This window comes from Microcystis sp. 0824 (assembly GCF_003112475.1).
GTDB lineage: Bacteria > Cyanobacteriota > Cyanobacteriia > Cyanobacteriales > Microcystaceae > Microcystis > Microcystis aeruginosa_C.
On sequence record NZ_BDSM01000009.1, the window covers coordinates 21,371 to 38,103 of the forward strand.

The window sequence follows — 16,733 nt, forward strand, 5'->3', positions numbered from 1 at the left end:
CTGTTTCACGAGAAAAACGACAAAACTCTTACCTTGCCTACATTTCACATTTATTCAGCAAACCCTAGGTAACAGCCATGATCAAACCTTCGATCGCCCTCATCCTTCTTTTCTCCCTACTGCCTCAACCCGGGTTAACCCTTATCACCCCGGCTGCCAGAAATATTTCTAATCATCCCATTCTGACGGCACAGGGCGATCGGGAGCTTACCGAGGAGCAATTCCTACAACGAGTCACCGTTAAGATTACTAGCGAGACAAATCGGGGATCAGGGACGATTATCGCTAAAAAAGGCGATAATTACCTTATCCTAACTAACGCCCACGTTACCCGCAACACGAAAACCCTACAGGTACAAACTTACGACGGCCACAGCCGTGCGGCCCGCATTGTCCCCAATTCCCTATCGGAGAATCAAGATCTCGCCCTGCTAGAGTTTAGCGATACCAGGAATTATGCGATCGCCACCATCGCGCAGTTTACCCCCAATCAAGACGAGATCGGTTTAGAAGTGGTGGCCGCGGGATATGTTGCCGAAACGGGACAGTATCGGACGACGAAGGGAAAGATCGAACAGGTGAGCGATCGACCCCTCCTGGAAGGCTACAGCGTCGGTTATAGTGGCGATATCGTGCAGGGAATGAGTGGCGGCGGCATTTTTGTCGAGGGGGAGTTAATCGGCATTAACGGGCGATCGTCCCATCCGATTCTCTCTAACTACACCTACGAGGACGGCACAAAACCCACAGACGCAGAAATCCAACAGATGAGAGCGGTTAACTGGGGCATTTCCATCAATACCCTATTAACCTACATCCGGCCCGAAATCCTGACCGCGTACCAATTACCCTTACCGAAAAGCTCACCGGGCATCGAAAACCCCACCTATACTGGCTATATCGCCGAATTAGAAACAAAAGCGAAGGGTTTCACCGTGCGGATTGATAGTAGCAGTCAGGCCAACGGTAGCGGTGTCATTATCGCCCAGCAGGGAAAAACCTACACCGTATTAACCGCCGATCATGTCCTCTGTGAGAAAATCGCCGAGGAGAAAACCTGTGCCGATTACACCTATACCCTCACCACCAGCGACGGCAAAACCCTTCCCCTCGACCGAAAAACCATTATTCGACAGGAAGGGGTCGATCTGGCCATTTTTACCTTCGAGAGTAACGAGAATTATCCGGTCGCAGAAATCGCCAACTATAGCCCCAATCGAGAGAGTCCCATTTTTGTGGCGGGATTTCCCAAAATCGGCGATAAACGAGCGGGATGGCTCTTTAGCGGCGGTGCGGTGAAAAGTCAGGAGGAAGGACTTCTCGCCACGCGACAGAGTGATTTTACGATTACCCAAAGTGGGGCATCGATCAGAGTTAGTTCCCTGAGCGGCGGTTACGATATGGTCTATACCAGTATTACCTTCGGCGGTATGAGCGGCGGTCCAGTCTTAAACGCTGCAGGACAGGTGATCGGTATTCACGGACGCTCCGAGGGGGTTAAGGGTAAAATTCAGCTAGGTTTTAGCTTAGGGATTCCGATTAATAGTTTTATCGGTTTACAGGAAAAATTTGGTTCTTCCGAACTTACCATGTAAAATCAACTAGCAAAATGCCAATTTAATAAACATCTAAGACTAAAGTTTTTAAAGTTTCTAAATCCATAGCCTCTCCTTTTAATCACCTTCAGTTTATTATTAATTCCTTCAACTGTTCCCTGGGTTGTTCGGTTATAAAAATAGGCAGTTATTTCGTCAATCTACCGCCGAATTGTCTGGCAGCTTTTAGGAAAGTAGACCATCGCCTTTTTGAGCCAATCACTCAAGGCAAATAATCCCTCATTCCCCTCCGTATTTTTCTCAAATACTTCTCTAAATTCCTCTTTTAATTTGTGCATTTCCCCAAGTTTTGGAGACACTTTATATACTTCTTCCCATTTTTTCCTTTCTTTCTCTACTAAGTCTCCTTCATTCTTTAATAAGGCATATTTGCTCTTGGCTATTCCTGCTAAGATATTTTCTTTATTTTTCTTATTTTTTATCTTAGCTGCCTCTCTTTTTACCTCCTTTCTTGCTTCATCTAGCTCGTTATTTACTTGTTTCATTACATGGAATCTATCCCCTACTATTTGAGCTTGAGGCATTAGTTTTTCTGCCACATTTTTATACCCTATCCACAGGTCTATACTTACTTCCTCTATTTGGCTCAAAACCTCTTCTCCCCAGTGTTTCAGATATTCTGTTAATGCTTCTTCTGTTCTTTTTTCCACTAAGCCTATAATTTTTCCTGTGTCTATATTTACTAACACAGCATAGTAATTTCCTTTTCCCTTTATCATGGCTATTTCATCTATTCCTAGTTTTTTTAGCCCTTGAGGTTTTGCGGTTATTAACTCTTCTCCTAAGTCTTTGAGCATCGTCTCTATTTCTTGTTCGCTTACTCCATTTCTTTCTGCCGTATTTTTGAGATCACTATTCAGGACTTCGGCCACTATTTTTTTTCTAAATCTGTCTGTGTAGGTTCTTTTCTTCGGCAAATAATTTAGTTCTTCTGTGAATTTTTTCCCACATTTCTCGCATCTCATCTGACGACGATTGATTCTCAGATATAATGCCTGTTCTCCAAAGGGTAAATCTCGGATTGTTAATTCATTGTTTTGATGAACTTTTTCCGTTTTACTTCCACAATGAATGCACTGGCTTTCTCTTGACATATTTTCTAAATGTAAAACAATTCCTATATCGGTAATAATTTGATAATTGGTAACGACAACTCCTTCTAGGTGAAGTAGCTCGGTCATTAACTTTAATTGTGGATTTGATGGCATAAGTATAGCTTGTGTCTAAAATTGCTGGTCTTGGCTGTCTATATTTTAAACAATAAATTGCTGTATTGCAAGCATAGTCAGTTTTTAAAGATAAATTATTGTTTTATTGGTCAGCAATAATTGTCTGTTTTTTCTTTGATTTTACATGACAAGTTCGGAAGAGCCAAAAATTTCGAGTTAAATTATCTTCTTTCGTTACCGCTCAACCCCAGTTAACAGCACAACAACAGCAGCAGATCGATCGCACTCTTGTCAGTGTAGAGATACCGGAAACCAACGCCTCCGCAGACATCTGGATCGAGCGGGGAAATCAACTCTGGCGCTTGAAAAAAGACGAGCGGGCCCTGCAAGCCTTCGATCGGGCGATACAATTAAACAATCCCGAATACACCTATTTAGCTTGGTACGGTAAGGCAAGAGTTTACGGGCGCAAATACAAAGCTCGGGAAGCGATCAAAGCCCTCGATCAAGCCCTCGCCACCCTACCCGCTCGCGAGAAAGGTTCGGAATTTCACGCGGAAATTTTAAATTATCAGGGTGTATTTTATAAGCAGGTGAATCAATCCGAAAAAGCGATCGATAGTTTTGAACAAGCGATCAAAATCTCTCCCCAGAATCCCAACTATTACAATAGTCTATCGTCGGCACTACAAAACGTAAAACGTTACGATCGAGCCTTAACAGCGATTAACCGCGCTATAGAAATCGCTCCTCGCTCCAGTTGGTATAGCAATCGCGGGAATATATACAAGGACCTAAAAAAATCGGATCTCGCTTTAGCCGATTATAATCAAGCTCTGACGTTGAATCCGAATAACCCTAGGGCGTATATGGCTCGCGCCGATGTGTACGAAGATCGGAAAGAATGGGATTTAGCCCTAGCCGATTATAACCGAGCCATCGAGATCGATGCTAATTTCGCGGCAGCCTACCCGTCCCGGGGAAGTTTTTACACGGAGCGAAAACAATGGGATTTAGCCCTAGCGGATTTTAACAAAGCAATTACCATCGATCCTAATGATCCTAGCTCTTATGGAATGAGAGGTATTTTTTATATTTTTCAAAGTGAAGAGGAGTTAGCGATCGCCGATCTCACAAAAGAGATCGAAATTAATCCTTATTCCGTTGTCGCCTATTCAATGCGCGGTTTCGCTTACGAAAAATGGCAAAAATGGGATTTAGCCCTAGCGGATTATCGGAAAGGAATCGAACTCGATCCGAAGTCCGGCCTGGGTTACGAGACTCGCGGGCGATTCTATACGGAGCGGCAAGAATGGGACCTAGCCCTAGCGGATTTTAATAAAGCGCTCGAACTCGATCCGAATTCCGGCAACGGTTACCAGTTGCGGGGAAATCTTTACATTAACCAGAAAAAGTGGGATCTCGCTCTCGCCGATTTTAACAAGGCGATCGAACTCGGTTATTTTAGTAGTTATGTCAATCGAGGAAATGTTTATTTTCAACAACAAAAGTGGGAGCTCGCCCTCGCTGATTTTAACAAGGCGATCGAACTCTCGCCATACCCCGAATTCGCTTACGGAGCTAGAGCAATTCTATACTGGGATCGAAAAGAATGGGATCTGGCCCTCACCGATTTAAGCCAAGCGATCCGAATTAATCCTTATTTCGAGTTAGCCTATCGCTATCGGGGAGATATTTATCGCGATCAAAATCAATTCGATCTCGCCCTCGCCGATTATAACAAGGCGATCAAGCTTAATAGTAACGATGCAGAACTGTATTACAACCGTGGGGAAATTTACCGACAACAGCAAAAATCGGATATCGCCTTAGCTGATTACAGTCGGGCGATCGAACTCGATCCGAAATACTGGTCGGCTTATTTACAACGTTATCTTATTTATGATCAACAAAAGAAATGGGATTTAGCGATTGCAGATATCACGAAAGTTATCGAGATCAAGCAATTTCCCAATGCCTACGTCGCACGCGGCCTCAAGTACCTAGAATGGCAAAAATGGGATTTAGCTCTAGCGGATTTTAATCGGGCGATCGAGCTTAAGCCAGACGATGCTTCGTTTTACTTTACGCGAGGAATCCTTTACTATCAAACTCAAAAATGGGATTTAGCTCTAGCGGATTTTAATCAGGCGATCGCTATTGATCGCAAGCTCAAGGACTCTTATAATTTACGGGGAGAAATTTACAAAAGACAAAAACGCTATCCCGAAGCTCTCCAAGACTATCAAAAAGTTCTCGAACTGGACGAAAAAGATCTGATTGCGATTACCAATATTGGCTTAATTTATTACGAACAAGGCGATCTAAATTTGGCTAGTAGCCAATTTCAAAAAAGTCTGGAAATTAACCCCCAATCTGCCGAAAATCAACTGGCTCTCGCTGTTACTATCTAACGTCAAGGCAATACGGAGAAAGCGATCAAACTTGCTAAAAGTGCGCTTAAAATCGACCCTGAATTTGCTCAGGTTGAAACCCTGCAAAAAAATCTCTGGGGTGATCAAATCATCGCCGATGCTCGAAAACTGTTCTCGCAACTGTAGTAGTTTTCTAGGTTGGTTTGAGCGAATAAATATGTTAAAGAAAACCTCTCAATTATCAGGGAAAGGGAAACCCAACATTTCAGTTATCAGTGATCAATGATCAGTAATATTCCGCCAACAGAATAATATGGCAACTTATGAAGAGGTGATGCAACTTTTACGCGAATTAGGGGGATAAGTGGGGGTGTGAATTATCAGTATTTAGTGTTTTCTAGTCTAGTCTGTTAATTGTTCATTAAAAAACCTTCGGGAGGGATGTTATTTTATGACCTTAAAACAACTCATACAAGACAAACGAGAGGATATCCTAAAAATTGCCACCAAACATGGTGCTTTTAATGTGCGTGTATTTGGTTCCGTTGCTAGAGGTGAGGAAACCGAAAATAGTGATATTGATTTTTTAATTGATTATGATTTAGCTAAAACATCCCCTTGGTTTCCAGGTGGATTATTAGTTGATTTAGAGGCTCTCTTAGGGTGTAAAGTGGATGTAGTAACTGAAAAAAGCCTTCATCATCTAATTAAACAGCGAATCTTAAAGGAGGCAATTAAGTTATGAATGAAGATCAAGTTTATCTTGAATATATTTTAGACTGTATTGATAAAATTAAGGACTATTCCCAAGTATAAAAACAGGAGTTTTTGGCTAATTCAATGATCAGCGATGCTATCATTAGACGCTTACAAACTTTGGCAGAATCAACTCAACGGCTTTCGGAGGAATTAAAGGCAAATATTCCTGATGTTGACTGGCGTAATATTTCTGGTTTTAGGAATATTTTAGTACATGATTATTTAGGGGGAATTGACCTTAATAAGTAGGTAGGCGGTAGAGAATTATTTGGATGATTTAAGAGAACAGATTTTAAGACATCTAGAATCAGTTTCGTGGGTTGAGTTGAGCGAATAAATATGTTCAAGAAAACCTCTCAATTCTCAGGGAAAGGGAAACCCAACACCCAACACCTAAATCCGTCTGAATCGGCACTCGCTATTCCCCTCCTCTCATTACTTTTTGTGGGGTTTCTTATATCATTTTTCTTGATTCCTGGCAGGTATTTTACTCCCCTCTCCCAGAAGGGGAAAAGGGTTGGGGGTGAGGGAAATTAACCATCTCTGCCATTACTTTTGAAAAATGATATTAAAAAATTTTTTTCCCAGTCCTTGACAACTTATGTTAAGTTAATAGTGGCAGTTGCAAGAAATTAACCCCCAGTTCTCACCTAGAAATTGTTAAGATGAGGAATTTTTTCTCGTCGGTTTCTGGTGCGAAGAATGGAGTTGAAGACGATTACCTGTCCAACTCGATCCTAGTCCCTTGGCAGAGTGACTGACGGATAAGCTCGATCTGTTTGCAGATTTGGCTGGTTTTCTCGTCGCTAGTCATTCAATGATCAATGGGGCAAGATTAAGCCTACCTAATTTTAACTATCTTCTCTCCTCCCTAATCAAACAATGCCTACCATGACCTTAGTGTTACCAATGGTGTATCTACTGGTGATCTACCTCTTACTAGCGATCGCAAAAAAGCTAAAATCAACTCCTAATCAGTGATCAGTGATCAGTTATCAGTGGGGAGATAGGAGTCGGTCGTCAGGAGATGGGGGCAAGGATCTGGTTTCCTTTTGCCTTTTGCCTTCTACCTTTTCTAACTGATTACTGCTCACTGAAAAAGGCTAACGGTTATAAAACAGGGACGGGTAAATAAACCTTTTCTACCGTAGGAGAAAAACCTAGCCATTGACGAGATAAACGGGCAAAAGTATCAGGATCACCGCTAACTGCGAAGTTAGTAGGTAGGGGTGTTTCGGGATTTTTTATACCTAATAATTCTAGCTCTTTTTCCGCCGCTCGCACAACGGAAGCGGCGGGATCTACCAAGCGCACGGAACTAGGTAAAAGACGACGTAAAACCGGGGAAAGATGGCGATAATGGGTACAACCATAGACCAGAGTATCAATATTTTCTGCTAGTAAAGGCTGAAGATATTCCCTTGCCACTTGCGTGGTGTAGGGGTCAAAAATGCGGTTAGCTTCGATCAAAGGTACAAATTCAGGACAGGGAATTTGCCAAACTTGGGCAGTAGGATCGATTTCTTGAATCGCTTGTTTATAGGCATTACTTTTAGCCGTAGCCGGGGTAGAAATCACACCAATACGCTTTCCTTTTTCAACAGCAGTTTTTGCCCCGGGTAAAATTACCCCCAAAATCGGTAAATCTTTAAATTCGGCCCGTACTTCTTCTAAAGCCAAGGCGGAACTGGTATTACAGGCCATAATCACCATTTTCACCCGGCGCTCGCCCATCCAAGTGAGAATTTCCTGGACAAATTCGATAATTTCCCCTTTAGAACGGGTTCCGTAAGGAAGTCTAGCGGTATCAGCGAAATAGAGAATCGATTCTTGGGGCAGTTGTCGATACAACTCCCTTAAAACGGTCAGTCCACCCACACCACTATCAAACACACCAATCGGACTAAGTTGTGATTCTCTCATAGATATCGAGGAAAACGCTGATCTAAAGTAGCTTTATTTGATGATATTAAAACACGGATTTTTTGATTGGTAAACTAATGCTCCAATCATTTAATCATTAACGGAGATTTCGTTGAATATATTCAATAATCCCCCCAGCGATCGCCGCCGCCATTTGTCGTTGAAAGTTGGCATTGGCTAATTTAGCAGCATCCTCAGCGCCAGTAACGAAACCCACTTCCACGAGGGTAGAGGGCATTCTGGAGGTTCTCAGCACATAGAAACGGGCCCGACGCACCCCCCGATCGCGCATATCGACACTGCGGACAATATTGCGATGGATGGTGTCCGATAAACGGCGATCGCCGAAGTAATACACCTCTATGCCATTGACATCCGGTCGTGCTTTCCCCATAGAGTTAGCGTGGATACTGACAAATAGATCGGCATCGATCCGGTTAGCCAGATCCGTGCGCCCTTGCAGGGTGACAAAAAAATCGCTATCTCTAGTGAGACGCACATCGATGCCCTGTTGTTGCAGGATGCGGGTAACTTCTAGGGAAATGGGCAGAATTACGTTTTTTTCCTGAAGGCCACCAATTCCGATCGCCCCCGGATCCTTACCACCGTGGCCCGGATCGATCACCACCAGAAAGCGGCTATTGCGTTGTCGGGGGGGATTAGGAGTGGGGTCAGAGGGGCGCGGAGGTGGGTTAAATTGCCCCGTATCTGGGGGTAAAGGGACAGGTATAGTGGTGGAGTCAGGAACCTGAGAAACGGGGCTAGAATTGCGGGAGGACAGCAATTCTAGGGCTAGGGTTTGATTGCCCGTTTGAGTTAATTGTCCCAGTTGAAAACCCGCGGCCGTCTGTACCAAAATCAGCACCTTATTGACACTTTCCTGACGTACCCGCAATTGATAGATGGGACTATTGCGACCAAAGCGCGGACCGCGAAAAGACTCGGCTAACTTAGCATTTTCGATGCGTAGTTCATAGACACCATCCCGGTTAACAATGCCGTTAGCTTTTAGGGGTAAATCCGCGCGAATTAAGAGGCGATCATTATTACCTGCCAGATCGATCGAGGAGATCGTGGCCAAACGACTGCTAGAAGGGGGATTATTGGCAGTTTTCGCGGGGGGATTATTGGGACGGGGAGTGGGATTAGTGGCCTGAGTCGGGGGAGGTGAGGAGATATTATCCACGGAACTCAGACCGCCCCTAGGCAGTAAAACCAAGCCACCAAAACGACTATAGAGAGCTTGCCAATCGGGGCTATCTTTATTAACGCTTAGGGAAATCTTAGCCCGTTGATTGGCAGTCTGACTGAATTGAATATCACCGACCCCATAGCGATTGACAGGGATAGTTTGACCGGTGAGACTACCGGGTAAAGTGGCCCCGGGTAATTCAAATTCGATTTTTTTGCCGTCGCGGCTGCGTTGACTGCGGATCGATCGCTCATCACCATTTTGCTCTAAACGGACAAAAAGACCATTGCGAGTGACTTGAAAATCATCGTTGTTGTCCGTCTGGCTAACTGGAGGTGGGGGAGTGGGACGGGTGGAACCGCGATCGGGGGTAGGTGTGGGGTCAGGGGTGACGGGTGGTTGCGTTTCCTCCCTAATCGGTTGGGGTTCTGGCAATTCCACTGTCCATTGGGTGGGCGAAATTCCGCGAATTCTTACCTGTTGAGGATCAAAGGTGTAGCCTGGGGCTAATTCAATCACTAAACGGGTAGTTTCCGCATCAAATTGACCAATACGGACACTTCTGACGATATTGCCAATGGGCCGGTTAATATTGGGTTGCCCTAACTTGATCCCGGGCAGATCGATCACGATCCTGGTGGGGTTAGTGATCATTTGCGCTCGCGGTTGCACTCGATTGTCAGTGGTGAACACCAGACGATTCTCATTGGTGTCGAATCGCCAAAAGACGAGCTTGCCCGCCCAAGCAGGGGCCGCCACCAGCAACCAAGTTAATGCGCTTAGGAATAACCAATGAAATCTCACGATCGATGCTCCCGTTGCTCGGTTATCAATTACCTTTTGTCGGTAAAAATGGACGATTTTGTCGATTTTTGGCCATCCATAGCTCCGTTAATGCTCTGAGAATGACTATCAATAAAAACAAGTTTATGGGACGTTGAGATGGTCTGCTATGTTTCTGATCAGTGATCGGGGATTGGGTGTTGGGGTTTTGGGGAGCGGGAATTATAAATTATGAATTATAAATTATGAATTGGGAAGTGGGGGGATGGGGAGAAGAGAGTGCCAGATTTGGGAGAATAAATAAAAGCTGACTCCTAACTACTGACAACCGACGACCGGCTCCTAACTCACTGCTCACTGCTCACTGATTGAGGGCTGCCGGTAGGTTCTTTAAATACTAACCTTAACAGGGGCGGAGCGATAAAGGTAGTCGAGATCACCATCATAATAATCGCCGCGTCGGTAGCGGGGGATAAAGCGCCACTAGCAGCCCCGACTCCGGCAAAGACTAAACCCACTTCACCCCGGGGAATCATGCCAACTCCGATCGCCAAGCGATTGAGTTTTTCCTTGCTGAAAACGGCTAACCCCGTCACCACTTTACCCAAAATAGCGACGACAATTAAGAAAGCCGCTAAGACTAATCCTTCTCGATTGCTGGGAATAGCGGGATTAAGCACACTTAAATCGGTTTTTGCCCCCACACAGACGAAAAATATCGGTACGAATAAATCGGCGATCGGGAACACTTGTTCTGCCAATTCCGATCGCTTTTCCGTTTCTGCTAGGACTAGGCCGGCAGCAAAGGAACCGAGAATCGCTTCTAATTGGATAACTTGGGCAATATAGGCAAGAATAAAGGCGAAAATCAGGGAAACTAAGAGCAATTGTCCCCTAGTTTTCATGCTATTAACTAATTGAACGTAAAAGGGGCTTAAAAAACGACCGATCAGGATCGCCCCGACCACAAAAGCGCTAGAACTAATAACTAGATAAATTACTTTGCTAATTTGCACTTCTCCGGTTTTCACCAAAGAAGCAACGACAGCGAGGACGATAATACCGAGAATATCATCGAGAACCGCAGCCCCGATAATAATTTGACCTTCTTTCGCCGATAACTTCCCTATTTCTGCTAAAACCTTGCCGGTAATGCCGATACTGGTAGCGGTTAGAGCTGCCCCAGCAAAAATAGCGGGAATGGTGGCCAGATGGAAAATATAGATTAGAGTTCTTGCATAATTAATTTTTGAGAGGGCAAAAATGAGAAAAATAGACATAAAATTGCATAAAAGCCCTAAATAGAGCATTTAATTGATTAATGCTCATTCTTAATTCTCCTGACTCCTGAATACTGGCTCGGAGACTCCTCACCTAAGGTCAGATTTTTGATTTTTGCAAGAGGTCTATTAAACCCAAAGTACCCACCAAAAAGGGAACCGCAACCCCTACCACTGCCACAGCCGCTGCCTGTGGACCGACGCGAATTAATTCCTGTAAGTCTGACTCTAAACCAATCTCGAAGAGCAGGATAATTATCCCCAATTCCGAGAGGACGGAAATCACCCCACTGGCAGCACTAAAAACGGCGGGAGATTGCTCCGGGGTGAGGGGTGAAGTGGATTCTAGGAAATGAATGAGGAGAGAATCCTCGAATCCCGCTCCTCCTTCCAGAAAAACCAGTAATTTTAGGGCAGAAACACCGATAATCACGCCACCGACTAATTCTCCTAACACGGGGGGCAAGTTGAATCGGACGCATATTTCCCCCCCAGTTTACAGGCGAAATAAATAACGGTCAAACTCAGCAGCACGCAGGCTAAAACTAAGGCACTATCAGCAGTTTCGGCTGTAGCTGCCGAGGCTAACAGGGGAAGATTAGGACTCCAAGCGGAAGAAAGGAAAGGCTGTAGTATCATCGCTCGCTCAAAATTACTCCCAATACTCTAACAAGCTGGCGGCCTATTCAGTGATTCCCTATTAAACTTTGCCCCTTGTCCAACTTCTACGAGGGTTCAGGCGTGGCCGGGTGAGGGTTAACCACAGAAACCAAAAACCTACCTAAAGCTTTTTAAAGTTACTCATTTCTGTAGCTAGATAACTAAAATAAGTAACTTTGGCCAGCAATTCTCATTTTGAAACGATTTTGCGTTGTTTCAGCGATCTAGAGATTCGTTAAGAATTATTAACCCCTCTAGGTGCAAGGGTTTTAATGTCATGAAACCTTAAAATGAGAATTGCTGAACTTTGGCCACAGATAGATTTTAAGAACGTTATCAGGTATAATCAAGATATGAAGCTAGTTGAACGTCATATTATCAGTCAAAACCATCCCTTCTGGTCAGAAATCGACCATTATGCCTTTTTGTCAAAAAATTTGTTCAATCTAGCTAACTACCATTATCGCCAATATTTCTTTGAAAACTCCCAAAAACTGAGTTTTAATCAACTCTATCATCTGGTATCTAAAACCTCAGATTATTTAGCTTTACCCACGAAAGTCAGCAAGCAGATAATCAGAAGATTAGATCAGGCTTGGATTAGTTACTTTGCCGCTTTTAGAGCTTGGAAAAAACACCCTGAAAAATTTTTAGGAAAACCCAAAATTATTAAGTATAAGGAGAAAATCAAAGGAAGAAACCTGCTGATATATTCTCAGGAATCAATTTATAAAAAACCTCTAAAAGAAGGAATTTGTCACTTGTCTATGAGCGACTTAAAAATTACCACTTCCCGAAGAGAAATAATTGAGGTGAGAATTGTCCCCAAAAGTAGCTGTTATGTCATTGAAATAGTCTATGAAAGACGGTCGGAAACCACAGATGAACAAGAGATAGCCGGGGTAGATTTAGGAGTTAATAACTTAATGGCTGTAACTACAAATCAAACAGGTGTAGCACCTCTTTTGGTAAATGGCAGACCATTAAAAGCAATTAACACCTTCTACAACAAACAACGTTCCCACTTACAATCTCAACTGAAAACCCAAAATAATCAACACTCATCTAAGAGATTGATACTCCTAACCCATAAACGAAACTGTCGAGTAGAAAATTATCTACACACAGCCAGTAAAAGAGTAATAGATTGGTGTACTATTCATCAAATAGGGACGTTAATAATTGGGCATAATGAGCGGATGAAACAATCTCTTAATCTAGGAAAAAGGAATAATCAACAATTTGTCAATATTCCCCATTATAGATTAATAGAAATGTTAACCTATAAAGCTCAATTAAAAGGAATAAAAGTCATAATAACTGAAGAATCCTATACCTCACAATCCAGTGCTTTAGATAGGGATGAGTTACCTAAATATGGTGAAGAAAAACCATTATTTAAGGGAAAAAGGTTAGCTAGGGGACTTTATAAAATGGGAACAAATCAGTTGTTAAATGCCGATGTCAATGGATCATTTAACATCATCAGAAAAGTAATTCCTGATGTCATTGACCAGGGAATAAAGGGTTTGCCGTTTAATCCTGTAGTGCTTGACCCACTTGTTAGTGAGCCTGTCGAACTACGAATGACTAAGCTTTCAGGCTTTTAAGTAAGTTTGAGTAAGTTTAGTTGAGCGGTCAGATAAATTGTCAGACTTGCTATTATCGATGAATAGGGGGCAAAATAGCTAATAGTTGACTCCATATCCCGATTTTGCAGGACTACCGCCGCAATCATCGCTTTAGCACCGCCCGGCCCTTCTTCCGCTGGTTGGTCAATAATTTTTGCAGACCCCTTGACAAGATGCTTATTTTGTTTAATGAGTCAGGAGCCGGTCGTTTCAGGCTTTGTTGCCCTCTTTTTCTGTACCAGTTTATGTACTAAAAAAAGGATAATGCAAGGTTTTTGAGAGTCCTAATCCTATATTCTTGCACTAACATCGGATTTTAACAGGTCAAAAGCCTTATTTTAAAAGGGTTTTACCATTATTCAGCAAGCCCTAAATAAGTAGGTAGGCGTTAAAAATTGTCAGATACCCCCCTTATCAAGGGGGGATTAAGGGGGGATCAGCGCCCCCTTATCAAGGGGGGATTAAGGGGGGATCGAACCTAAAATCCATTTTTAATTTAATTATAACCAGCTACTTACATCTTAGTTTATTTACTAAATGCCCAGTTTTTGCAATGTTAGTAAACGTTCTTTACTAAACTGCTCGTACACTGTTTTCAGATGAGTAATATTCTCCTCCTCTGTTTCCAAAGTTTTCCCGTCTTTAACCACTTTTTTGCCTTGACTTGCCAAAATTTGCCAAACAAATTGTACGGCATCTTGGTTAGAGGATTTAGCCAAGAGGAATAATTGTTCTAAACGATTGACCACTACTCCAGTCCCAATCAAAGGAGAAGCTAAAAAGCTTAATTCCTCACTATAGACTGCTTTCGCTTTCACTGCATTATTAAGAGCATCAGTAGATGGTTTCCGTTGTTGGCAAGTTTGCTCATCCACAGCAGGATGAATATAGCCAATACCAGTTAAAATCATCAGAGCTTGGTAAAGACCATTTAAGTTAATATTTGAGGTTTTGGGATGATTTTGCAGTTGCTGTAAAGTTTGGGGAGATTCTGCCAAAACTTCACAAATTGGCTGATAAATTGCCTCCTGTAACTTAACTTCTCCCACGGGGAACTGCTGCTCGAACTTGATATTTGCGGGATTAACAAGCAGAGCAAACCGGGTTTCTTGTAGTTTTTTAACCTGTTCTTGGGTGGTTAAACCTAAAGAGCCTCGAATAAAAATATCACGACGGAATTGGGTATTAACAAAGAAATCTCGCACCACTTCCCGATAGATTGGGTCGCTGATTTTGGCTAATTTCTCTTGGGCAACTGGGGAGAAATTGACCGCGTCAATATGGTCATTAATATGAGCGGAACCCACATATTTAAGTTTAGCATCCTCTAATTCTTTCGCCACTTCATCGAAGTAAAAAGAATTCCATTCCTGATTGAAATACTCGTGAGCTAAATAATAACGATTTTGGTCTTTCAGGCGCTCGTAACGACTTTTTAAAATTGGATTTTGGACAAAATAACTAGCATTAGCTTCTAATAATTCTCCCGTAAAATTAAGAGCCTGTTCAATGCGGGTTAAAATTGACTCGGAACTGTGTTGACCATGACGTAACATTAAAGCTTGCATCGGCATCGCCGCCGACCACCCCGGAAGGGCATTATAGGAGATATAAACTAATCCCCCCACCTTGAGATTGCGGCGAATAAAATCAACTATTGCTTGGCGATTTCTGGCAGTAATCCAGCTATAAATTCCGTGCAGACTGATGAAATCAAATTGAGGTAAATCTCGCTCTAAAAATTCCTCAAAACTATCATCAAAGAAAAGAATATTCTTCATCCCCGCCTTGGCCGCTAAATCTCTAGCCGTGGCGATGTGACTAGGGTTGAAATCATTGGCATAAAATTGGGCGTGGGGATAGGTAGCCGCTAAAATATTCGTGGTAAAACCCTGACCACAGGCCAATTCACAATAGGTAAATTCTTGGCTAGAATCGGGGGGTTGAATCGATTTAACCAGAGTCGCTAAACCTAATTTTAGGGGACTTAACTCGCCGTAAAAGCCGCTAGTGTAGTTAACTTCCGATACATATCCTTCTGTCCAATTCATAGATTTTCCTCAAATATAATGACAAGTCATAAAATTAAGACTTGATTATACAGGAAAAGAGCCATGTCCCCTAGATTTTTTTGGGTGACAGCAAGGAGAAAAAATTATACAATGTCTATTAATACTAGAGTATTAACCTTTTAGCCAAACAATTCGGCAACTGCCAATAAACCCTAGAAGCGGGATTTCTCGTGAAAACTGACAGTCTCTTTTACCAAATCTTCCTGCGTTTTCCGGACAGTTTCTTTGACCTAATCGGACAACCGCAACCGGGAGCAGCAAACTATCAATTCACCTCCCAAGAGGTGAAACAACTCTCTTTCCGTCTCGATGGCTTATTTATGCCACTCAGAGAAGATATTCAGCAACCCCTCTACCTAGTGGAAGTGCAGTTCCAACCAGACGACACCCTCTACTATCGACTTTTTGCGGAATTGTTCCTATTTTTAAAACAATATCAACCACCCCACCCCTGGCAAATCGTCGTCATTTATCCCCATCGTGGGGTGGAACGGGAACAATCCCTGCATTTTGGCGAAATCCTCAATTTATCGAGTGTTAGACGCATTTATCTCGATGAATTGCCCCCAAGGGACAATCCCTCCTTAGGAATCGCTGTGATTAAATTAGTAGTAGAGTCGGAAACGGCAGCGGTGAGGACTGCTCAAACCCTAATCGAGCGCACCAGAGAAGAAATCACCGACCAGTCGAGTCAACGGCAGTTAATTAATCTAATCGAAAGTATCATTATTTACAAATTCCCCCAGAAAAGTCGCAAGGAAATTGAAGCTATGTTTGGACTAAGTGATTTAAAACAAACGAGAGTCTATCAAGAGGCACTGGCCGAAGGAGAAGAACGGGGTCTAGAACGGGGTCTAGAACGGGGTCTAGAACGGGGTCTAGAACGGGGTCTGCAAGAGGGGGAACGTCGGGTGGTGGAAAACCTGCTCCGAGTCCGTTTTGGTGAGTTAGACCCAGAAATTCAAGCTATTATCAGCCAGATTTTACAACTGTCCCCAGAAGAATTTACTCCTTTACTTCTCCATTGTTCTAAGCAGGAACTCTTAAAGCGATTTCCCCCAGAAAAGTCGCGAGGAAATTGAAGCTATCACCCCCCTTATCAAGGAGGGAAGGGGGGATCGACACCCCCCTTATCAAGGGGGGATTAAGGGGGGATCAAGGGTAGGGTTAATTCATGAATTAACCCTACTATGAGAGTTAATTCATGAATTAACCCTACTACTTCCCCCAGAAAAGCTGAAAAAGTAGGGGCAAAGGTAGAAAACGGGTTTCT

Annotated in this window: 9 protein-coding genes and 3 pseudogenes; 7 read left to right on the plus strand and 5 right to left on the minus strand. The window is 43.2% G+C overall.

Going from position 1 to position 16,733, the window contains the following annotated elements; translation table 11 throughout:
* Nucleotides 1-77 precede the first annotated feature (77 nt).
* A complete protein-coding gene (locus N0824_RS03955) occupies nucleotides 78-1,595 on the plus strand; it encodes a serine protease (RefSeq protein WP_233256347.1) in 1,518 nt (505 codons plus the stop codon).
* A 2-nt stretch (nucleotides 1,596-1,597) separates the two neighbouring features.
* Here the strand turns inward: N0824_RS03955 and N0824_RS03960 are convergent.
* Nucleotides 1,598-2,824 (minus strand): annotated as a pseudogene (locus N0824_RS03960) (ISL3 family transposase).
* Between the two features lie 323 nt (nucleotides 2,825-3,147).
* On the opposite strand from N0824_RS03960, the gene N0824_RS03965 reads away from it, so the two are divergent.
* From N0824_RS03965 to N0824_RS21690, 3 genes and pseudogenes are all read left to right on the plus strand, one after another.
* On the plus strand, nucleotides 3,148-5,199 hold the full coding sequence (locus N0824_RS03965) for a tetratricopeptide repeat protein (RefSeq protein WP_233256348.1): 2,052 nt from the start codon (nucleotides 3,148-3,150) through the stop codon (nucleotides 5,197-5,199).
* 412 nt (nucleotides 5,200-5,611) lie between these two features.
* Nucleotides 5,612-5,905, plus strand: a complete 294-nt coding sequence (locus N0824_RS03970) for a nucleotidyltransferase family protein (RefSeq protein WP_002763046.1) — start codon at nucleotides 5,612-5,614, stop codon at nucleotides 5,903-5,905.
* Nucleotides 5,902-6,256: pseudogene (locus tag N0824_RS21690) on the plus strand (DUF86 domain-containing protein). The gene N0824_RS03970 and the pseudogene N0824_RS21690 overlap by 4 nt, the downstream one beginning before the upstream one ends.
* Nucleotides 6,257-7,029: 773 nt before the next feature.
* Here the strand turns inward: N0824_RS21690 and murI are convergent.
* Together murI and N0824_RS03990 are read right to left on the minus strand one after the other, a co-directional pair.
* Entirely contained in the window at nucleotides 7,030-7,842 is an 813-nt protein-coding gene (gene murI, locus N0824_RS03985) for a glutamate racemase (RefSeq protein WP_108935798.1), read from the minus strand.
* Nucleotides 7,843-7,939: 97 nt separating this feature from the next.
* A complete protein-coding gene (locus tag N0824_RS03990) occupies nucleotides 7,940-9,838 on the minus strand; it encodes an N-acetylmuramoyl-L-alanine amidase (protein ID WP_108935799.1) in 1,899 nt (632 codons plus the stop codon).
* A 5-nt stretch (nucleotides 9,839-9,843) separates the two neighbouring features.
* Between N0824_RS03990 and N0824_RS21535 the strand changes: the two genes are divergently transcribed.
* Nucleotides 9,844-9,975: a hypothetical protein gene (locus N0824_RS21535; protein WP_255420504.1), complete on the plus strand. Its 132-nt coding sequence runs from the start codon at nucleotides 9,844-9,846 to the stop codon at nucleotides 9,973-9,975.
* A 228-nt stretch (nucleotides 9,976-10,203) separates the two neighbouring features.
* Here the strand turns inward: N0824_RS21535 and N0824_RS21835 are convergent.
* A pseudogene (locus N0824_RS21835) lies at nucleotides 10,204-11,736 on the minus strand (cation:proton antiporter); the annotation flags it as partial.
* 374 nt (nucleotides 11,737-12,110) lie between these two features.
* On the opposite strand from N0824_RS21835, the gene N0824_RS04005 reads away from it, so the two are divergent.
* Nucleotides 12,111-13,367: an RNA-guided endonuclease TnpB family protein gene (locus N0824_RS04005; protein ID WP_108935863.1), complete on the plus strand. Its 1,257-nt coding sequence runs from the start codon at nucleotides 12,111-12,113 to the stop codon at nucleotides 13,365-13,367.
* 554 nt (nucleotides 13,368-13,921) lie between these two features.
* Here N0824_RS04005 and N0824_RS04010 read toward each other — a convergent pair.
* The gene (locus N0824_RS04010; RefSeq protein ID WP_108935800.1) at nucleotides 13,922-15,439 is read right to left on the minus strand and encodes a class I SAM-dependent methyltransferase; all 1,518 of its coding nucleotides are present in this window, start codon (nucleotides 15,437-15,439) and stop codon (nucleotides 13,922-13,924) included.
* A gap of 191 nt (nucleotides 15,440-15,630) precedes the next feature.
* On the opposite strand from N0824_RS04010, the gene N0824_RS04015 reads away from it, so the two are divergent.
* Nucleotides 15,631-16,542, plus strand: a complete 912-nt coding sequence (locus N0824_RS04015; RefSeq protein WP_108935801.1) for an Rpn family recombination-promoting nuclease/putative transposase — start codon at nucleotides 15,631-15,633, stop codon at nucleotides 16,540-16,542.
* Nucleotides 16,543-16,733 lie beyond the last annotated feature (191 nt).

Bases quoted from the DNA above. Each gene is read 5' to 3' on its own strand.
- N0824_RS03955 (WP_233256347.1), top strand. From the start codon at position 78: ATGATCAAACCTTCGATCGCCCTCATCCTTCTTTTCTCCCTACTGCCT.
- N0824_RS03970 (WP_002763046.1), top strand. From the start codon at position 5,612: ATGACCTTAAAACAACTCATACAAGACAAACGAGAGGATATCCTAAAA.
- murI (WP_108935798.1), bottom strand. From the start codon at position 7,842: ATGAGAGAATCACAACTTAGTCCGATTGGTGTGTTTGATAGTGGTGTG.
- N0824_RS21535 (WP_255420504.1), top strand. From the start codon at position 9,844: ATGCTCCCGTTGCTCGGTTATCAATTACCTTTTGTCGGTAAAAATGGA.
- N0824_RS04005 (WP_108935863.1), top strand. From the start codon at position 12,111: ATGAAGCTAGTTGAACGTCATATTATCAGTCAAAACCATCCCTTCTGG.
- N0824_RS04010 (WP_108935800.1), bottom strand. From the start codon at position 15,439: ATGAATTGGACAGAAGGATATGTATCGGAAGTTAACTACACTAGCGGC.